Source organism: Lentzea sp. NPDC059081 (genome assembly GCF_042738015.1).
In the GTDB taxonomy this organism is placed as follows: domain Bacteria; phylum Actinomycetota; class Actinomycetes; order Mycobacteriales; family Pseudonocardiaceae; genus Lentzea.
Window position 1 is genome coordinate 100,904 of the sequence record NZ_JBHYGW010000015.1, and the last position, 16,736, is coordinate 117,639.

Here is a 16,736-nt window from a genome sequence, read left to right on the forward strand (position 1 = left end):
GGGTCATCCTGCCTCAGGAGTAGGCGGCCTTGGGGACGAAGATCTCGCCACCGTTGTCGAACTTCAGGCGCAGGCCGGCGTCGGTCGTCTCGCGCTCGGGGTCGTGGTCCCAGCCGGTGGGAACGGTCACGACGTGCCCGCGGTCCGGCGTCGGCCCGAGCCAGATCTCGTAGTAGGTGCTGCCGACCAGCTGTTCGACCTCCTTCACGTACACGCCCGGCGACGTGGAAGTCGGGTCGACGCTGATCACGGTCGTGCGGTCCGGGACGAACATCACCACGCCCGCCACCGCGGTGAGGCCTGTGCCCATCACCGCGCCGAGCAGGAAAAGCAGGATCTTCACCAGGCAGCCGGAGACGTTCGTCGCCATCACACCATCCTCGAGTAAGCGCGGTCGTACGCTCGGAGAATGCCCGACGACATGACCTTGCCGGGAAACCTGGTACCCACCAGGCCCGCCGCCCAACCCGCGCAGCCCCGTGACGCCGTCACCGTCGTGCTGCTGCGCGACGGCTCCGAGGGCGTGGAGGCGTTCCTGCTGCGCCGCGTGAAGGGGATGGCGTTCGCGGGCGGCATGAGCGTTTTTCCCGGTGGTGGCGTCGATCCGCGCGACGCGGACACGTCCGTCGCGTGGGCCGGTCCGCCGCCGGAGTGGTGGGGGTCGGTGTTCGGAGTGGACCCGTCGACCGCGCGGGCGTTCGTGTGCGCGGCGGTCAGGGAGATGTTCGAGGAGTCGGGCGTGCTGCTCGCGGGACCGGATCCCGCGTCGGTCGTGGCGGACACGTCGGCGTACTCGGCCGCCCGGCAGAAGCTGGTCGACCGGGAGCTGTCGCTGGCGCAGTTCCTCGCGTCCGAGGGGCTGGTGCTGCGAGCGGACCTGTTGCGGCCGTGGGCGAACTGGGTGACTCCCGTCGAGGAGCCGCGCCGGTACGACACGCGGTTCTTCGTCGCCGCGCTGCCGTCCGGCCAGCGTGCCGACGGCGAGACGACCGAGGCGTCCGACGCGTCGTGGCAGACGCCCGCGTCGGCCGTCCAGGACGCTGCCGAAGGTCGCCGGATGCTCATGCCGCCGACGTGGCGCACGCTCGACGAGGTGGGTGCGCTGGGCAGCGTGGAGAAGGTGATGGCGGCGGAGCGCAGCGTCGAGAAGATCATCCCGAAGCTGATCCGCGAGGGCGACGTCGTGCGGGTGGTGCTGCCTTGAGCGGGTCGCCGCTGATCGGTGCCCGTGCCGCGCACCCGTTGTACGGGGAGCTGCGGCAGGTGACGCCGCACGCGGCCGTGCTGCTGGCGGACAACCCGTCGCCGATGACGCTCGACGGCACGAACACGTGGCTGTTGAAGGCACCGGACGCGTCCTCGTACGTCGTGGTCGATCCCGGGCCGCTGGATCCCGCGCACCTGGAGCGGATCGCGTCGGTCGGCCCGATCGCCGAGATCTTGTTGACGCACGGGCATCCTGACCACTCCGAGGGCGCGCGGTCGTTCGCGGAGCTGGTGGGCGCGCCGGTGCGGGCGTTGGACCCGACGTTCACCTTCGGCTCCGAGGGCCTGGTGGACGGCGACGTGGTGACCAGTGCCGGTCTGGAGCTGCGCGTCCTGGGCACGCCCGGCCACACCAGCGACTCGCTGTGCTTCGTGCTCGACGGCGAGGCGGTGCTGACCGGCGACACGGTGCTGGGGCGCGGCACGACGGTCGTGGCGCACCCGGACGGCAAGCTCGGCGAGTACTTCGAGTCGTTGCGGCTGTTGGCGGACCTGCCTCCGGGCACCGCCGTGCTGCCCGGCCACGGCCCGGAGCTCGCGGACGCCGGTGAGGCCGCGCGGACGTACCTCGCGCACCGCACCCAGCGCCTGGAGCAGGTGCGTGGAGCCGTTGCGGCACTGGGAGGTTCGCCCACACCGCGCCAGGTTGTCGAGGTGGTCTACGCCGACGTCGACCGCGTGCTGTGGCCGGCGGCGGAGTGGTCGGTGCGGGCACAGCTGGAGTACTTGCGCACCGTCACCGAATGAGACACCGCGCTTCCGCTGCGTGGCGAAGACCGCTAGCGTTCTCCAGTCGCTTCGGGGCACCCGGAATTGTCAGGGGTGCCCGCTAACGTCCGGAACCATGGACCTCACCGCCACGACAGCAGAGCTCGCGAGCGCCGCCGCGGAGGTGGCGCGACTGCTGCCGACCCGTGTGCTCGACCCGGTGCTCGCCGGGCTCCGCCTGACAGCAGGGCAGGACGTCGAGATCGCGGGCAGCGACCAGGAGCACGGCGTGCGCCTGTCCGTCAACGCCGTCGTCCACACGGAAGGAGAGGTGCTCGTGCCCGCCAAGCCGCTGGCCGCCACCCTCCAGGCGCTGGACGACCCGCAGGTGAGGCTGAAGGTGGAGGGCCAGCGCCTGGCCGTCCGCACACCGACGTCTCGTTTCGCCCTGCCGTTGCTCTCGCTGGCCGACCACCCCGGCGTCCCCGCGTTGCCCGCGCTGCAGGGCCACGTCGACGCCGCCCGGCTCGACGTCATCGCCGCGGTCGCCGGCGCCGCCTCGAAGGACGACGCGCTGCCGATCTTCACGGGCCTGCGGATCCAGTCCGACGCCGAGAAGCTGCACGTCATCGCGACCGATCGCTACCGCATGGCCTACGCCACACTCCCGTGGGAACAAGCGGGCGAGCTGGACCTGTTGGTACCGGCGAAGCCCCTCGTGGAAGCCGCACGCCAGGCCACCGGCCGGGTAGCGCTCCATGCCAGCTCCGACCGCATCGCCCTCGCCTGGGGCAACAACTCGATCTCCACCGCACTCTTGGCCGCTCCGTTCCCGGACGACCGGGCGCGCCGACTCCTGGAGGCAGTCATCGACAGCACGGTGCTAGTGGACGCGGACTCACTCGCACGCGCCGTACGCAGAGCCACGCCCTACGGCGGCCCGCACCAGGCCGTCACCATCCAAGTCGAGGACTCCGAGATCCGCGTGAAGGGCAGCGACCCCCAGCAGGGCGAGTCCGAGGAGTTCGTCAAGGCGGACGTCGAAGGCGACCACCTGACCAAGACCTTCCAGGCCCGCTACCTGGCCGACGCCCTGAAGGCCTTCGCGGGCCGCAGGATCGAGCTCAAGATCCAGGACGGCCTCCGCTCGACGGTGCTGACGTCGACGCCGGGCGAGGACGGCGTGGAGCTCACCTACCTCGTGGTGCCGATGCGCTCGGTGGCCTAGCCGCTCTGCTCGCCGCGCGGAAGGCCGGGCGTGCGGCTGCGGCCGTCCTGTCTGGACGGCCAACCGGGCTCGCTTCGACGGCTGGTGCCGGAAGTCGACACCAGCTGCTCGCCAGGCCGCATCGCCTTCGCCGCCGTTGCGCGGCAGGCCGACGTACGCCGACGGCTGGTGCCAACGTACTGACACCAGCCGTCGCAGTCAGTTCCGTGCGGAGCCTCAGCGGGCCGCCAGCTCCATCTCCGAGCGCAGCGGCACCTCGGCAGGCACGCCGCGCCGCACCGTCCCGCGCAGCAGCCACACCGCCAGCGCGATCAGCAGGCCCGCGACGCCCGCGGCGACGAACGCCGGGCGCGTGCCGAAGTGCTCGATCAGCTGGCCGGACAGGCCCTGCCCGATGGCGAGGCCGACGGTCACCGAGGTGATCACCCAGCCGAACGCCTCCGCGGCCATGCCGTTGGGCGTGACCTGCTCGATCGCCGCCGAGTGCGCGGTCGACTGCGGCGTGATCAGCGTGCCCACCAGGAACAGCGCCAGGCCCAGGCCGACCAGTGACGCCGGGATGGCCAGCAGGAACGCCAGCAGCGCGAAGCCGCCCAGCAGCACCGGCAGGCGCAGGTGCATCGGGCGCGGCCACGGGCGCATGCCGTAGAGCACGCCGAAGATCACCGAGCTGATCGACCACAGCGACAGCATCAGGCCGCCCATCGACGGCTGGCCGACCGCCTTCGCGAACGCCGGCACCGCCACCTCGACGAAGCCGATCGTCACGCCGAAGCCGAGTGCCGCCAGCGCGACCGTGCGCATGCCGGGGTAGGCGAACGCGCCGAGCAGCGGTCGCCGGACACGAGCCACCGCGCCCCAGGCGCGCACGACCGGGTTGAACGCGAACCACAGCGCGCCCACGACCATCAGCACCGCGCCGACCACGACGCCGGTGCCCGCCCACGGTGCCGCCAGCAGCAGGCCCGCGAGGCCGGGGCCGAGGATGAAGAAGACCTCCATGCTGATGGCCTCGTACGCGTAGGCCGCCATCCGGGTCGGGCCGGTCGGCACCATTCGCTCCCACAGCGCCCGCGACGCCGAGCCCACCATCGGCTCCGTCGCGCCGACGCCGAGAGCCAGCGGGACCAGCACGAACACCGAGAAGCCCGCCTCAACGGCGAGCACGGAGACCGTCACGAAGAACGCGAACAGCGCGGTCGTGAAGCCCAGCGGACGGGTGGGGCCGAAGCGGTCCATCAGCCGGCCCTGGACGACCGAGCCGAGGGCCACGCCCACCAGCGCCGCCGCCGAGACCATGCCGGCGACCGCGAACGACCCCGTCGCGCGCTCGACGTAGAGCAGCAGCGAGAGCCCGACCATCGCGATGGGCAGGCGGGCGAGCAGAGACGCGACCACGGGGCCGCGCATGCCGGGGGTCGTCAGGGCAGCGCGGTAGTCGGACAGGCGGGCAGAGTGGGACATGTGTACCAGTATGCCAAACTTGGTACGCGTGTACCAGATCGGGTGCCGGGAGTCACGATGGTTGCGATTGGGTCACGGGAATGCGATGACCGGGTGAAACATGCAACGAATCGGCCACACCCGAGGTCCTTGAGGGTGAAAGGGCTTGAGTGGTACGGGTGGCGACGTGCGAAAGTTGACTCGTCGACCGAGGCGACGTCCAGCTCGGTGATCGAAGACCAACCTCTGGCTTGAGGGTCGGGGCCTACGCGCCAGAGGGCGGAACGCACGGTTCGTCGGGGGATGGACCGTGCACCAAAGGGGCCGGTGCGCCACGTCGGGGGTGGCGCCCGGCTCCCTTTTTTGGTCGCTGCTTCGCAGACTCCCGGCTCGTTCGCCGAGGAGCTGGTCATCCGTCCGCCGCTTCGCCCTGATTGGGCTTCGCCGAATCACGACGAAGAGGCGAACGGATGACCAGCGCGAACTCGCGAAACTCCTCGCATCCGATCTGGCCTGGCCTCTCGCGAGCTCGAGGAAACCGTGCGAGGCCTTGCGTGCTTGAGGCCCCGCCTGCGACATGCGCAGACGGGGCCTCAAGTGGGTGGTGCGGTGTTGTTCCTAGCGGGCGCGGCGGGCCAGGCGCTCCGGGTCCAGGATCAGCACGCTCTTGCCTTCCAGGCGCAGCCAGCCGCGGTGCGCGAAGTCGGCGAGCGCCTTGTTCACGGTCTCGCGGGACGCGCCGACGAACTGCGCGATCTCCTCCTGCGTCAGGTCGTGCGTGACGCGGAGCAGGCCGGCCTCCTGCGAGCCGAAGCGCTGCGCGAGCTGCAGCAGCGCCTTGGCGACGCGGCCGGGCACGTCCGTGAAGATCAGGTCGGCCAGCATGGAGTTCGTCCGGCGCAGCCTGCGGGCCAGGGCCCTCAGCAGCTGCTCGGCGATCTCCGGCCGGTTGGTGATCCACTGGCGGAGCGCGGGGCGGTCCATGGACACCGCGCGCACCTCGGTCACCGTCGTCGCGGTGGACGTGCGGGGGCCGGGATCGAAAATGGACAGTTCACCGAACATGTCGGAGGGTCCGAAGATCCCCAACAGGTTCTCGCGGCCGTCCGGCGACTTGCGGCCGATCTTCACCTTGCCGGACTGGATGATGTACAGGCGGTCGCCCGGCTCACCCTCCGCGAAGATCACGTGGCCACGCGGGAACTCCACCGTCTCCAGGGTCTGCGCCAGCGCCTCCGCTGCCGCCGGGTCAACCCCTTGGAAGATGCCCGCTCGCGCCAGGGTCTCGTCCACCTCGTCCCTCCTAATCGACGCGACGGCACGCCTACCACCATCTTTGGTGGAGTCAGCGCCGTGCCGCCGATCACTGCGTTGCAGTCTAAGGGCTCTCCTGTGGATCGCCGCTCGGCTCGCCGTCTCAACGGGAACAACGAGACTGACTCGATCCAGAGCCCAACGAACCAGTCTACGCCATTCGGGTGTGCGTCGACGCGGGACCCGGGGCGGGTGTCCGAGCCGGCCTCAGCCGAGCCCGGACACGAGCCCTAGCGGACGCGCTTGCGCGGCGTGCCGCGACCGCGACGACGGAGGCGGAACATGTCGAGTGCGCGACCGATGCCGTGTCCGTAGAGCGCCTTGACCTCTTCCGGCCTGGCGGACTCCAGGAACTCCTCGACCTCGTTCTCCTGCACGGCAACGTGCCGGAGCTTCGCTTCCACGCGCTCCATGAAGAGCGCGAAGAACATGATCACGATCGGAACGACGATCACAAGCCAGGCAGTCATGATGCTCCGCAGTGTGGCGCATGTGGGATTCGAGTATGGATCTAGGGGTCGGTTCCGGCGTGTTGACTACTCTGGATCAGTGCCCGCAACCAAGAAACCGGAAACCAAGCTAGGCCTGACCCGCAGGGCCCGCCGGATGGTGCGCGTGCTCGCCGAGGGATACCCCGACGCGCACTGCGAGCTGGACTTCACCACGCCTCTCGAACTGATCGTGGCGGTGGTGCTGTCCGCGCAGTGCACCGACAAGAAGGTCAACGAGGTCACTCCCGCTCTCTTCGCGAAGTACCCGACCGCCGCCGACTACGCCGGCGCCGACCGGACCGAGCTCGAGGAGATGATCCGCCCGACCGGCTTCTACCGGAACAAGGCGACGTCCCTCCTGGGACTCGGCGCTGCTCTGGTGGAGCAGTACGACGGCGTCGTCCCGGGCACTCTCGAAGAGCTGGTCAAGCTCCCCGGTGTAGGACGCAAGACCGCCAACGTGGTTCTCGGCAACGCGTTCGATGTGCCCGGCATCACAGTCGACACCCACTTCGGCCGGCTCGTCCGCCGCTGGGGCTGGACCGAGCTCGAGGACGCCGTCAAGGTCGAGCACGCGATCGGCGAGCTGATCGAGAAGCGCGACTGGACCATGGCGTCGCACTGGATCATCTTCCACGGCCGGCGCGTCTGCCACGCCAAAACGCCTGCGTGCGGTGCCTGTCTGCTGATGAAGGACTGCCCGTCGTACGGCCTGGGCCCCGAGGACCCCGACAAGGCCGCGAAGCTCGTCAAGGGCGACGAGAAGCCCCATCTGCTCGAACTCGCCGAGCGCGTGCGGGCCGGTGAGAAACTGGTGGGGTGAACAACCGCACGCGCTGGCTCGTCGTCGTGCTCGTCCTCGGCGTGGCGGGTGTCGTGGCGCTGTGGCCCCGTGACGACGCACCGGCGCCGCCCACACCCTCCCGGCCGACGCAGGACGTGGCCGCGTTGCGCGCGCAAGCCCAGCTCAGGGCCTGTCAGCCGGCAGGTGAGGGCGGTGCGGACGTCACGTGCCTCGGCGACGGCACCCGGACGGCCCTCGCGCTGAAAGGGCCGGTCCTGATCAACTTCTGGGCGACCTGGTGCCAGCCGTGCCAGAAGGAGCTGCCCGTCCTGGACGCCTACGCGAAGCAACCCGGCGCCGTCCCGGTCGTCCCAGTTCTCGTGGAGAGCACGGAGGCGGACGGGCTGGAGCTGCTCGCGCGCCTCGGCGTGCGGCTGCCCTCGGTCTACGACGGGCCCGACGAGCTGCGCAAACGCGTGAAGGCGCCGATCACGCTCCCCGCCACGTATTACGTAGCAGCGGACGGTCAGGTCCGGCAGATCACGGACCCGCCGGTGTTCACGGCGCCCGAGCAGGTGGAGAAGGCGGTTCGATGACGGAGGCAGCCGAGACGGGGGCAGCCGGGACGGAGGCCGTCCAGCCACCCGACTGGATGCAGCGCCTGGCCAAGGCCACCGAGCAGATCGACGCGAAGACGTTCATGCGCGACCCCCGCACGCCGACGCGCAGCTACCGGGCCGCGGCCGTGCTGATGCTCTTCGGCGAGTCCGAGGAGCACGGGCCCGACGTCCTGCTGCTGCGCCGGTCGGACACCCTCGGCTCGCACCCCGGCCAGGTCGCCTTCCCGGGCGGCGCGTCCGACCCGGAGGACGACGGGCCGGTGGCGACGGCATTACGCGAGGCTTACGAGGAGACCGGTGTACTTGGGTCAGGAGTGAGACCGCTCGCCCTGCTGCCGGAGCTGTACGTGCCGGTGTCCGGGTTCGTGGTCACGCCCGTGCTCGCCTACTGGGAACAGCCGAGCCCCGTCGCGCCCGTCGACCCGGCGGAGACCGCCGCTGTCGCGCGCGTGCCGGTGGCACACCTCGCGGACCCCGCCAACCGGTTCCGCGTGCGCCACCCCGCGGGTTACGTCAGCGCGGCGTTCTCCGCGCCGGGCATGCTGGTGTGGGGCTTCACCGCGGGGTTGATCAACGGCCTGATCGCACTCGGCGGCTGGGAACAGCCGTGGGATGCGACCGATGTGCGCGATCTTGAACTAGCGTTGCGCGCTACACAGTGAGGCGGAGGTTCTGGGTTGAACTGGGTTGACCTGCTCGTGCTGGGCCTGGCCGCGATAGCCGCGGTGTCCGGCGCCAGGCAGGGCATGGTCGTCGCGCTGCCCGCGTTCGTCGGTGTGCTCGTCGGCCTCATCCTCGGCACTCAGATCGCGCCGCTGCTCGTGTCCCAGTTCGAGAACGTCGTCACCAAGGTCGTGTTCGCGGTCGGCATCGTGGTGCTGCTCGTGGCGCTGGGCGAGACGATCGGCGTCTACATCGGCCGGACGATCAAGGCCCGCGTCAACGCGTCGCCGTTGCGCGGGGCGGACAACGCCCTGGGCGCGATCGTGCAGGGCCTGGTCGTGTTCGTCGTGGCGTGGATGATCGCGTTGCCGCTGACCTCGGTCGTCGGCCTGCCGGACCTGACGTCGTCGCTCAAGCAGTCGGTGATCCTCGGCAAGGTCGACCAGACCATGCCGCAGGCCGCCCGCGTGCTGTCGGGCGACCTGCAGAAGCTCTTCGACGTCTCGGGCTTCCCGCAGGCGATGGACCCGTTCAACCGCACGCCGCTCAAGGACGTCGAGCCGCCGAACAGCCAGCTCGCCGACTCCCCGGTCGCGAGGAAGCTCCAGGCGAGCGTGCTCAAGGTCCGCGGCCGTGCGCCGTCGTGCTCACGGGCGCTGGAGGGCACCGGGTTCGTCATCGCGCCCGAGCGGGTCATGACGAACGCGCACGTCGTCGCCGGCACGAACGAGGTGACGGTCGAGGTCGGCCGCGGCCAGTTCGACGCGACGGTCGTCTCCTACGACCCGCGCACCGACATCGCCGTGCTCGCGGTGCCGGACCTGGAGGCCACGCCGCTGCAGTTCCGCAGCGACGAGGTGCAGCCGGGCGAGGACGGCATCGTGCTCGGCTACCCGCTCGACGGCCCGTACAAGTCGTCCCCGGCCCGTGTCCGCGAGCGGATCCCGCTGCTGCGCGGCCCGGACATCTACGACGCCCAGACCGTCACGCGCGACGTCTACACGGTTCGCGCCGAGGTCCGCTCCGGCAACTCGGGCGGCCCGCTGGTCGACCCGAACGGCCGCGTGATGGGCGTGGTCTTCGGTGCCGCGGTCGACGACCCGGAGACCGGCTTCGTGCTCACGGCCCAGCAGGTGCAGTCGATGGTGCAGAAGGCGCCGTCGCTGACCCGCCGGGCGTCCACCCAGGGCTGTGCCAACTAGCTACAGACCGCGCCGGGTCGCGATGCCGTCGAGCACGTAGCCCAGCCCCGTGTCGAACCACGACGCGGCGTTGGTGTGCTCGGCGTCGTACATGACCCTGGCGAGCCGCGGGAACCGGCCGGTGGCGAGCACCCGCTGCATGTACGGGCCGGACGCCGCCTGCCACTGCTCCTCGGTCATGCCGCTGGCCTGCTCGTCGCGGTCCTCGGCGATCTCGTTGCGGACCGCGCCGTGCACGAACGCCATCACGGTCCCGACAGCGCCGAGCACGTCGTCGATCGTGGGGAACTCCGGCCGGTCGTCGAGCGTGGCCAGTGACGCCTCGATGTGCGCCAGCGAGTTCGGGCCGCGGTGCGGGCGGCCACCGAGCAGGTCGACGAACCACGGGTGGCGCTTCACCGCCGCGCGGATGCCGTGCGCGATCTCGGTCAGCGCCGTGCGCCACTCCGTGCCCGGTGCCGGCAGCGCGATCTCGCCGTAGACCTCGTCGACCATCAGGTCGAGCAGCTCGTCCTTGGTCTCGATGTAGCCGTACAGGCGCATCGGGCCGGCGCCGAGTGCGGCCGCGACCTTGCGCAGCGACACCTCGTCGAGCCCGCCCCCGTCGGCGAGCTCCATCGCGGCGGCGACGATCAACTCCCTGCTCAGCGGGGTCGGTGACGGTTTGCTGGGCGGCTCTGGGCGGTCCCACACGAGTTCGTTCGGCATCGGGCTGGACGATACACCGTCTATCTGCGATACAGTGTATTGAGCGATACGCCGTATCGAGAGGGGACGGACATGAAGACACAGGTGTTGGTCGTGGGTGGGGGACTCGCCGGGACGTCGGCCGCGTTGTTCCTCGCGTGGCGCGGGGTGGACGTGGTGCTGGTCGAGAAGCATCCGGGCAGCTCACCGCACCCGCGGGCGGTCGGTTTCAACGCGCGGGTGGGCGAGTTGCTGCGCGCCGTCGGGATCGAGGACGAGCTGCCGAAGAGCAGGATGTCGAAGGGTTTCGGGATCCGGCGGGTCCGGGCCGAGAGCCTGGTCGGCAAGAAGTACGACGAGACGTTCTGGACGCCGCCAGCCCAGCTCTCCGACGTCGAGTACTCGCCGGTCAGGGGCGTCGGCGTGGCCCAGGACCGGATGGAGCCGCTGCTGCGCGACAAGGCCCGCGAGCTGGGCGCCGACATCCGGATGAGCACCCGGATGCTGGAGTTCTCCCAGGACGACAAGGGCGTCACGGCACTCGTCCAGGGCGACGGTGAGCCCTACGAGATCCGGGCGGACTACCTGGTCGCCGCGGACGGCCACCGCAGCCCGATCCGGGAGCAGCTCGGCATCACCCGCACCGGCCGCGGGTACATGCACACGTCCCGCAGCGTGCTGTTCCGCGCGCCGCTGGACGAGTACCTGAAGGACGGGATCGGCCAGTTCGTGATCGACGACGTCGGCTTCCTCACCACCTACGGCGACGGCCGGTGGGTGCTGATGCTCGACGACGGCGAGTACGACGAGCCGGAGCTGCGGCAGAAGATCTTCCGGGCCATCGGCCGCGACGACGTGCCCGTCGAGATCGTCACGACGGGCAAGTGGACGATCAGCGCGTCGGTCGCCGACGAGTTCTCCCGCGGACGGATCTTCCTGGCCGGCGACGCCGCGCACACGCTGCCGCCCAGCCGCGGCGGGTTCGGGGCGAACGTCGGCATCGAGGACGCGCACAACCTCGCGTGGAAGCTCGCGGCGGTGCTGAAGGGCGAGTCACGCCCCGAGCTGCTGGAGACCTACGACGCGGAACGGCGGCCGGTCGCGACCCTCTGCCACCAGCAGATCTTCGCGCGCAACGACGGCCACAACCGCGACGGCCAGGCCGAGGCGGCGCAGCTCTACGACAACAACGCGATGCACTTCGGCATCCTCTACCGCTCGGCGGCGGTGCTCGGCGCGGGCGAGGACCTGCCGCCCGCACAGCTCCCCGAGCAGTGGAACGGCCAGCCCGGCACGCGTGCCCCGCACGTGTGGATCGAGCCCGGCAAGTCCACGTTGGACCTGTTCCAACGCGGCTGGGTGCTCGTCGCGGACCACCCGCAGTGGGAGGAAGCGGCCAGGGCGCTGGGCATCGCGTGCGAACGGGTCGAGCGGCTGGACGCGTTCGGACTGTCCGAAAAGGGTGCGTCGCTCGTCCGCCCGGACGGCTACGTCGCCTGGCGCTCCACCGACCTGCCGGACGACCCGGCGAGTGCGCTGGAGGACGCGTTCAGCTCGACTTCTGCAGGAACTCGGTGATCAGCCGGCTAGTGGTGTGGGGCGCCTCCTGGTTCGGGAAGTGCCCCACCTCCGGCAGGTAGCGGAACTCCGAGGACGGCCCCAGCCACGGCAGCGAGTCGCGCGCCGACGACTCCAGGGTGATCGGGTCCAGCGCGCCGTGGATCTGCAGCACCGGCACCTGCACCGGCTTGTCGACCGCCTCGGTGAACCGGCGGCCGTCGCTGCGCAGCTGCGAGCGCACCGCCCAGCGGTAGTACTCCATCGCGCTGTGGGCGACGCCCGGCACCGTCATCGCCTGCCGGCAGCGGCGGATGACCTCGTCGAACTCCGGCGCCGACCGCCACTTCGGGCCGGACCAGGCCGAGAGCAGCCTGGCCACCTGCAGGCCGTTCTCGCCGGTCAGCCAGCGTTCGGGGTGGATCGGCAGCTGGAAGCGCAGCACGTGCGAGTTCAGCAGCGGGTGCCGGCGGAACGCGCGGCGCATCGCGAGCGGGTGCGGTGCGGACAGCACCGAGATCGACGAGACCACGCGCGGGTGCAGTGCGCCGACCGTCCACGCGGTGGCGCCACCCCAGGCGCTGCCGACGAGGTGGGCGCGCTGGGCGCCGAGCGCCTTGATCAACCCGGCGACATCACCCGCGAGGGTGAAGCCGTCGTAGCCGCGCGGGGGCTTGTCCGAGTCGCCGTACCCGCGCAGGTCGACGGCGACCGCGCGGTACCCGGCCTCGGCGAGCGCCGTCAGCTGGTGCCGCCACGACCACCAGAACTCGGGGAACCCGTGCAGCAGCAGCACGAGCGGCCCGTCGCCCAGCTCGGCGACGTGCAGGCGGATGCCGTTGGCCGACACGTCGCGGTGCGTCCACGGGCCGGCGACCCGCACCACCGACGGGTCGGGCTTGCGGCTCAGTCGGAGTCACCCTTGCGGTGGGTGAGCGCCGCGACCGTGTCCTTCGCCGCCGCGATCGACCGCTCCGGTGCCCTGAGCTTGCGCACCTTGCGGTAGCCGAGGAACGCGAACAGCACGGCGGTCAGCAGCATCACGGCGAAGACGAGCCCGAAGCCCGCCCAGTAGCCCCAGCCGAACCACTCGGCGAAGCCGAAGCCGAGCGCCATGAACAGGAAGAACAGGCTGAAGCACAACACCGTCAGCGCGACGATGAAGAAGACGCTGCCCTTCACGCCCTTCTTGATCTCGGCCGTGATCTCGCCCTTGGCGAGCTCGACCTCGGCTCTGACCAGAGTCGACACGTGCGCGGTCGCGTCGCGGACGAGGCCGCCGATCGAGGCCTCGGCGGTGGGGTCGTCTGCGGTCAGCGGAATCGACGCGATGTGTTCCCTGGTACTCACCCCGACATCGTGCCATGTGCCCGGCTGCGGCGAATGAGCAACACCGCGGCGAGCAGCGACGAGATCATCGAGGCGATCAGCACGGCGGCCTTCGCGGTGTCCGGATCGGCCAGCGAGAGCTCCGCGATGAGCAGGCTGACGGTGAACCCGACCCCGCCCAGCACGGCCACCGCCACGATGTCGCGCGGCCCCGCCCCGGACGGCCAGACCGCCGCCTTGAACCACACCGCGAGCGCCGACGCGCCCACGATCCCGATCACCTTGCCGAAGACGAGCCCCGCGACCACCCCGATCGCGATCTTGTCCGTGAAGAGCTCCCGGAACGCCTCGGCGCCCACCGGGACACCCGCCGCGAACAGCGCGAACACCGGCACCGCCACCCCGGCCGAGAACGGCTGCAGCCGGTGCTCGAGCCGCACGGCCGGCGCCTCCTGCTCGTACGGGTCGCGCCGCACCCGCGTCAGCAACGCCAGCGCGACGCCCGCGATCGTGGCGTGGATGCCCGACTCGTGCATGAACCACCACGTCGCGAGTGCGATCGGCACGTGGAGCCAGGCGCTGGTGATCCTCTTGTGCTGCAGGAACCAGTACAGCGCCAGCAGCAGCACGACCGCACCGGCCGCCAGCAGGTTGAACTGCGAGGTGAACAGGACCGCGATCACGATGATCGCGCCCAGGTCGTCCACCACGGCCAGCGACAGCAGGAACACCCGGATGCTCGACGGCAGCCCGGACGCCGTCAGCGCCAGCACCCCCAGTGCGAACGCGATGTCCGTGGCCACGGGGATCGCCCAGGCCTTCTCGATGCCCGGCTGCCCCCAGCCGACCCCGAGCGCGATCAGCGCGGGCGCCACCATCCCGCCGAGCGCCGCGATCACCGGCAGGGTCGCGGCCTTGACGTTCGACAGCTCACCGACGACGAGCTCGCGCTTGAGCTCCAGACCGGCGACGAAGAAGAAGATCGCGAGCAGCCCGTCCTTGGCCCAGTCGCCGACGCTCAACGGCCCGAGGTGCAGGTCGCGGAGTCCGAAGTAGGCGGACGACAGCGGCGAGTTGGCCCACACCAACGCGATGGCCGTCGCCGCGAGCAGCACGGAGCCGCCGACGGTCTCGGTGCGGAGGTAACGGGCGAAGTCAGCGATCTTGCGGGGCACGGGTCTCCCAGGGCGGTCAGCGGACACGACAAAGCAGTGCCGACCAGACTTCCCGGCTCACCCTGATGCGATCCTAACGGCGACGGGCGCCCTCCGCAGAGAGCGCCCGTCGTCGTTTGCGCTGATCAGTCCTCGGACTTGCCCGACTGCAGGCCTGCCGAGATCAGGTCCATCACCGACGAGTCGGCCAGCGTCGTCACGTCGCCGACCGCGCGGTTCTCCGCCACGTCGCGCAGCAGGCGGCGCATGATCTTGCCCGAGCGCGTCTTCGGCAGCTCCGGCACGACCATGATCTGCCGCGGCTTCGCGATCGGGCCGATCTCCTTGGCCACGTGGTCGCGCAGCGCCTTGATCGCCTCGGCACCACCGGCGTCGTCACCCGCGCCGCCGCGCAGGATCACGAACGCCACGATGCCCTGGCCGGTGGTCTCGTCGTTCGCGCCGACGACGGCCGCCTCGGCCACGGTCGGGTGCGAGACGAGCGCGGACTCGACCTCGGTGGTCGAGATGCGGTGGCCCGACACGTTCATCACGTCGTCGACGCGGCCGAGCAGCCACAGGTCGCCGTCGTTGTCGTACTTCGCGCCGTCGCCCGCGAAGTAGAAGCCCTGGTCGGCGAACCGGGACCAGTACGTGTCCTTGTAGCGCTCGTCGTCGCCCCAGATGCCGCGCAGCATCGACGGCCACGGCTCGTCGAGCACCAGGTAGCCACCGCCGCCGTGCGGCACCTCGACGCCCTCGTCGTTGACGACCTTCGCGCCGATGCCGGGCAGCGGGCGCTGCGCGGAACCGGGCTTCGTCGCGACGACACCGGGCAGCGGCGAGATCATGATCGCGCCGGTCTCGGTCTGCCACCACGTGTCGACGATCGGGGCGGAGCCGCCGCCGATGTTCTCGCGGTACCAGATCCACGCCTCGGGGTTGATCGGCTCGCCGACCGAGCCCAGCACGCGCAACGACGACAGGTCGTGCTTGGCCGGGATGTCCGCGCCCCACTTCATGAAGGTGCGGATGAGCGTCGGTGCCGTGTAGTAGATCGAGACGCCGTACTTCTGCACGATCTCCCAGTGGCGGCCCTCGTGCGGGGTGTTCGGCGTGCCTTCGTAGACGACCTGCGTCACGCGGTTCGACAGCGGGCCGTAGACGATGTAGCTGTGGCCGGTGACCCAGCCGATGTCCGCGGTGCACCAGTACACGTCGGTGTCCGGCTTGAGGTCGAACACGTTGAAGTGCGTGTACGACGCCTGCGTGAGGTAGCCGCCGGACGTGTGCAGGATGCCCTTCGGCTTCCCCGTGGTGCCCGAGGTGTAGAGGATGAAGAGCGGGTGCTCCGAGTCGAACGCCTCGGGGGTGTGCTGGTCGGACTGCGAGTCGACCAGCTCGTGCCACCACACGTCCTTGTCGGTCCACGCGACCTCGGTGTCGGTGCGCTTCACGACGATGACCTTCTCCACCGACGGCGCGCCCGCGACGGCCTCGTCGACGGCCGGCTTGAGCGGAGCCGGGTTGCCGCGGCGGTACTGGCCGTCGGTCGTGATGACGAGCTTGGCCTCGGAGTCCTGGATGCGGGTGCGCAGCGCCTCGGCGGAGAAGCCGCCGAACACGACGTTGTGCAGCGCGCCGACGCGGGCGCACGCGAGCATCGCGAAGATCGCCTCCGGCACCATCGGCATGTAGATCGCGACGCGGTCCTCGGCGCCGATCCCCAGCGACGTCAACGCGTTCGCGGCCTTCGAGACCTCGCGCTGCAGCTCGGCGTAGGTGATGGCGCGGGAGTCACCGGGCTCGCCCTCCCAGTGGATCGCGACCTGCTCGCCGTGGCCGGACTCGACGTGCCGGTCGACGCAGTTGTACGCGACGTTGAGCTTGCCGCCCACGAACCACTTCGCGAACGGGGCGCCCGACCAGTCGAGCACCTGGTCCCACTTGGTGTCCCAGTGCAGCCGTTCCGCCTGCTTCGCCCAGAACGCCTCGCGGTCGGCCTTCGCCTCCTCGTACAGCGCGGGCTGTGCGTTCGCCTGTGCCGCGAACTCGTCGGAAGGCGGGAACGTCCTGCTCTCCGTGAGCAGGTTGTCCAGAGCGTTGCCCTGGCCTGGCGACTGCGTCATGGTGCGAGACCTCCTGGAAAGTCCAGACCTGTCGTGGATGCGGGTACTGACCGTAGTGCGAGCCAGTTCACTGCGACAGGTTCCACCCCAAAAAGGTTCAGACCAATTTGGGGCGGTCGGTTACACGGCTGTCACTGTGTAACCCGTTTTGTCTGGTCCAG

General features: G+C 70.4%; 17 protein-coding genes. 8 read left to right on the plus strand and 9 right to left on the minus strand.

Annotated features, from left to right (window positions below; genetic code table 11):
- Window positions 1-13: 13 nt before the first annotated feature.
- Window positions 14-370, minus strand: a complete 357-nt coding sequence (locus ACFWV3_RS28760; protein ID WP_382415541.1) for a hypothetical protein — start codon at window positions 368-370, stop codon at window positions 14-16.
- A 39-nt stretch (window positions 371-409) separates the two neighbouring features.
- Here ACFWV3_RS28760 and ACFWV3_RS28765 point away from each other — a divergent pair, with 39 nt between their 5' ends.
- From ACFWV3_RS28765 to dnaN, 3 genes are all read left to right on the plus strand, one after another.
- A complete protein-coding gene (locus ACFWV3_RS28765) occupies window positions 410-1,204 on the plus strand; it encodes an NUDIX hydrolase (RefSeq protein WP_382415543.1) in 795 nt (264 codons plus the stop codon).
- Window positions 1,201-2,013 carry an MBL fold metallo-hydrolase gene (locus tag ACFWV3_RS28770; protein WP_382415544.1) on the plus strand — a complete coding sequence of 271 codons (813 nt, stop codon included), beginning with the start codon at window positions 1,201-1,203 and terminating at the stop codon, window positions 2,011-2,013. Before ACFWV3_RS28765 ends, ACFWV3_RS28770 begins: the two co-directional genes overlap by 4 nt.
- A gap of 97 nt (window positions 2,014-2,110) precedes the next feature.
- The gene (gene dnaN / locus ACFWV3_RS28775; protein WP_382415546.1) at window positions 2,111-3,202 is read left to right on the plus strand and encodes a DNA polymerase III subunit beta; all 1,092 of its coding nucleotides are present in this window, start codon (window positions 2,111-2,113) and stop codon (window positions 3,200-3,202) included.
- Between the two features lie 216 nt (window positions 3,203-3,418).
- Here the strand turns inward: dnaN and ACFWV3_RS28780 are convergent, their stop codons facing one another.
- The 3 genes from ACFWV3_RS28780 to ACFWV3_RS28790 form a co-directional block, all read right to left on the minus strand.
- A complete protein-coding gene (locus ACFWV3_RS28780) occupies window positions 3,419-4,666 on the minus strand; it encodes an MFS transporter (RefSeq protein WP_382415548.1) in 1,248 nt (415 codons plus the stop codon).
- A 597-nt stretch (window positions 4,667-5,263) separates the two neighbouring features.
- The gene (locus ACFWV3_RS28785) at window positions 5,264-5,938 is read right to left on the minus strand and encodes a Crp/Fnr family transcriptional regulator (RefSeq protein WP_030469453.1); all 675 of its coding nucleotides are present in this window, start codon (window positions 5,936-5,938) and stop codon (window positions 5,264-5,266) included.
- A 251-nt stretch (window positions 5,939-6,189) separates the two neighbouring features.
- Window positions 6,190-6,429 (minus strand): hypothetical protein, encoded by a 240-nt coding sequence (locus ACFWV3_RS28790; protein WP_382415549.1) that lies wholly within the window; start codon window positions 6,427-6,429, stop codon window positions 6,190-6,192.
- Window positions 6,430-6,565: 136 nt separating this feature from the next.
- Here ACFWV3_RS28790 and nth point away from each other — a divergent pair, with 136 nt between their 5' ends.
- Genes nth through ACFWV3_RS28810 form a run of 4 tightly spaced genes read left to right on the plus strand, consistent with a single transcriptional unit; the run spans window position 6,566 to window position 9,719 of the window.
- Complete coding sequence (gene nth, locus ACFWV3_RS28795; protein ID WP_382415753.1) at window positions 6,566-7,273, plus strand: endonuclease III; 708 nt, start codon at window positions 6,566-6,568, stop codon at window positions 7,271-7,273.
- On the plus strand, window positions 7,270-7,830 hold the full coding sequence (locus ACFWV3_RS28800) for a TlpA family protein disulfide reductase (protein ID WP_382415551.1): 561 nt from the start codon (window positions 7,270-7,272) through the stop codon (window positions 7,828-7,830). Before nth ends, ACFWV3_RS28800 begins: the two co-directional genes overlap by 4 nt.
- Window positions 7,827-8,516: an NUDIX hydrolase gene (locus tag ACFWV3_RS28805; protein ID WP_382415553.1), complete on the plus strand. Its 690-nt coding sequence runs from the start codon at window positions 7,827-7,829 to the stop codon at window positions 8,514-8,516. Before ACFWV3_RS28800 ends, ACFWV3_RS28805 begins: the two co-directional genes overlap by 4 nt.
- A gap of 15 nt (window positions 8,517-8,531) precedes the next feature.
- A complete protein-coding gene (locus ACFWV3_RS28810; protein ID WP_382415555.1) occupies window positions 8,532-9,719 on the plus strand; it encodes a MarP family serine protease in 1,188 nt (395 codons plus the stop codon).
- On the opposite strand, the gene ACFWV3_RS28815 is transcribed toward ACFWV3_RS28810, so the two are convergent.
- Entirely contained in the window at window positions 9,720-10,427 is a 708-nt protein-coding gene (locus ACFWV3_RS28815; RefSeq protein ID WP_382415557.1) for a TetR/AcrR family transcriptional regulator, read from the minus strand.
- A 72-nt stretch (window positions 10,428-10,499) separates the two neighbouring features.
- Here ACFWV3_RS28815 and ACFWV3_RS28820 point away from each other — a divergent pair, with 72 nt between their 5' ends.
- Window positions 10,500-11,984, plus strand: a complete 1,485-nt coding sequence (locus ACFWV3_RS28820) for an FAD-dependent oxidoreductase (RefSeq protein WP_382415559.1) — start codon at window positions 10,500-10,502, stop codon at window positions 11,982-11,984.
- Here the strand turns inward: ACFWV3_RS28820 and ACFWV3_RS28825 are convergent.
- From ACFWV3_RS28825 to acs, 4 genes are all read right to left on the minus strand, one after another.
- On the minus strand, window positions 11,956-12,873 hold the full coding sequence (locus ACFWV3_RS28825; RefSeq protein WP_382415755.1) for an alpha/beta fold hydrolase: 918 nt from the start codon (window positions 12,871-12,873) through the stop codon (window positions 11,956-11,958). The genes ACFWV3_RS28820 and ACFWV3_RS28825 overlap by 29 nt on opposite strands.
- Window positions 12,870-13,313, minus strand: a complete 444-nt coding sequence (locus ACFWV3_RS28830) for a phage holin family protein (RefSeq protein ID WP_382415561.1) — start codon at window positions 13,311-13,313, stop codon at window positions 12,870-12,872. The genes ACFWV3_RS28825 and ACFWV3_RS28830 overlap by 4 nt, the downstream gene beginning before the upstream one ends.
- Window positions 13,310-14,467 (minus strand): Na+/H+ antiporter NhaA, encoded by a 1,158-nt coding sequence (nhaA, locus tag ACFWV3_RS28835; RefSeq protein WP_382415563.1) that lies wholly within the window; start codon window positions 14,465-14,467, stop codon window positions 13,310-13,312. Before nhaA ends, ACFWV3_RS28830 begins: the two co-directional genes overlap by 4 nt.
- A 125-nt stretch (window positions 14,468-14,592) precedes the next feature.
- Window positions 14,593-16,575 carry an acetate--CoA ligase gene (gene acs / locus ACFWV3_RS28840; RefSeq protein ID WP_382415565.1) on the minus strand — a complete coding sequence of 661 codons (1,983 nt, stop codon included), beginning with the start codon at window positions 16,573-16,575 and terminating at the stop codon, window positions 14,593-14,595.
- Between the last annotated feature and the right edge of the window lie 161 nt (window positions 16,576-16,736).

Bases quoted from the DNA above. Each gene is read 5' to 3' on its own strand.
- dnaN (WP_382415546.1), top strand. From the start codon at position 2,111: ATGGACCTCACCGCCACGACAGCAGAGCTCGCGAGCGCCGCCGCGGAG.
- ACFWV3_RS28780 (WP_382415548.1), bottom strand. From the start codon at position 4,666: ATGTCCCACTCTGCCCGCCTGTCCGACTACCGCGCTGCCCTGACGACC.
- nth (WP_382415753.1), top strand. From the start codon at position 6,566: ATGGTGCGCGTGCTCGCCGAGGGATACCCCGACGCGCACTGCGAGCTG.
- ACFWV3_RS28760 (WP_382415541.1), bottom strand. From the start codon at position 370: ATGGCGACGAACGTCTCCGGCTGCCTGGTGAAGATCCTGCTTTTCCTG.
- ACFWV3_RS28790 (WP_382415549.1), bottom strand. From the start codon at position 6,429: ATGACTGCCTGGCTTGTGATCGTCGTTCCGATCGTGATCATGTTCTTC.
- ACFWV3_RS28805 (WP_382415553.1), top strand. From the start codon at position 7,827: ATGACGGAGGCAGCCGAGACGGGGGCAGCCGGGACGGAGGCCGTCCAG.
- ACFWV3_RS28815 (WP_382415557.1), bottom strand. From the start codon at position 10,427: ATGCCGAACGAACTCGTGTGGGACCGCCCAGAGCCGCCCAGCAAACCG.
- ACFWV3_RS28765 (WP_382415543.1), top strand. From the start codon at position 410: ATGCCCGACGACATGACCTTGCCGGGAAACCTGGTACCCACCAGGCCC.
- ACFWV3_RS28820 (WP_382415559.1), top strand. From the start codon at position 10,500: ATGAAGACACAGGTGTTGGTCGTGGGTGGGGGACTCGCCGGGACGTCG.
- acs (WP_382415565.1), bottom strand. From the start codon at position 16,575: ATGACGCAGTCGCCAGGCCAGGGCAACGCTCTGGACAACCTGCTCACG.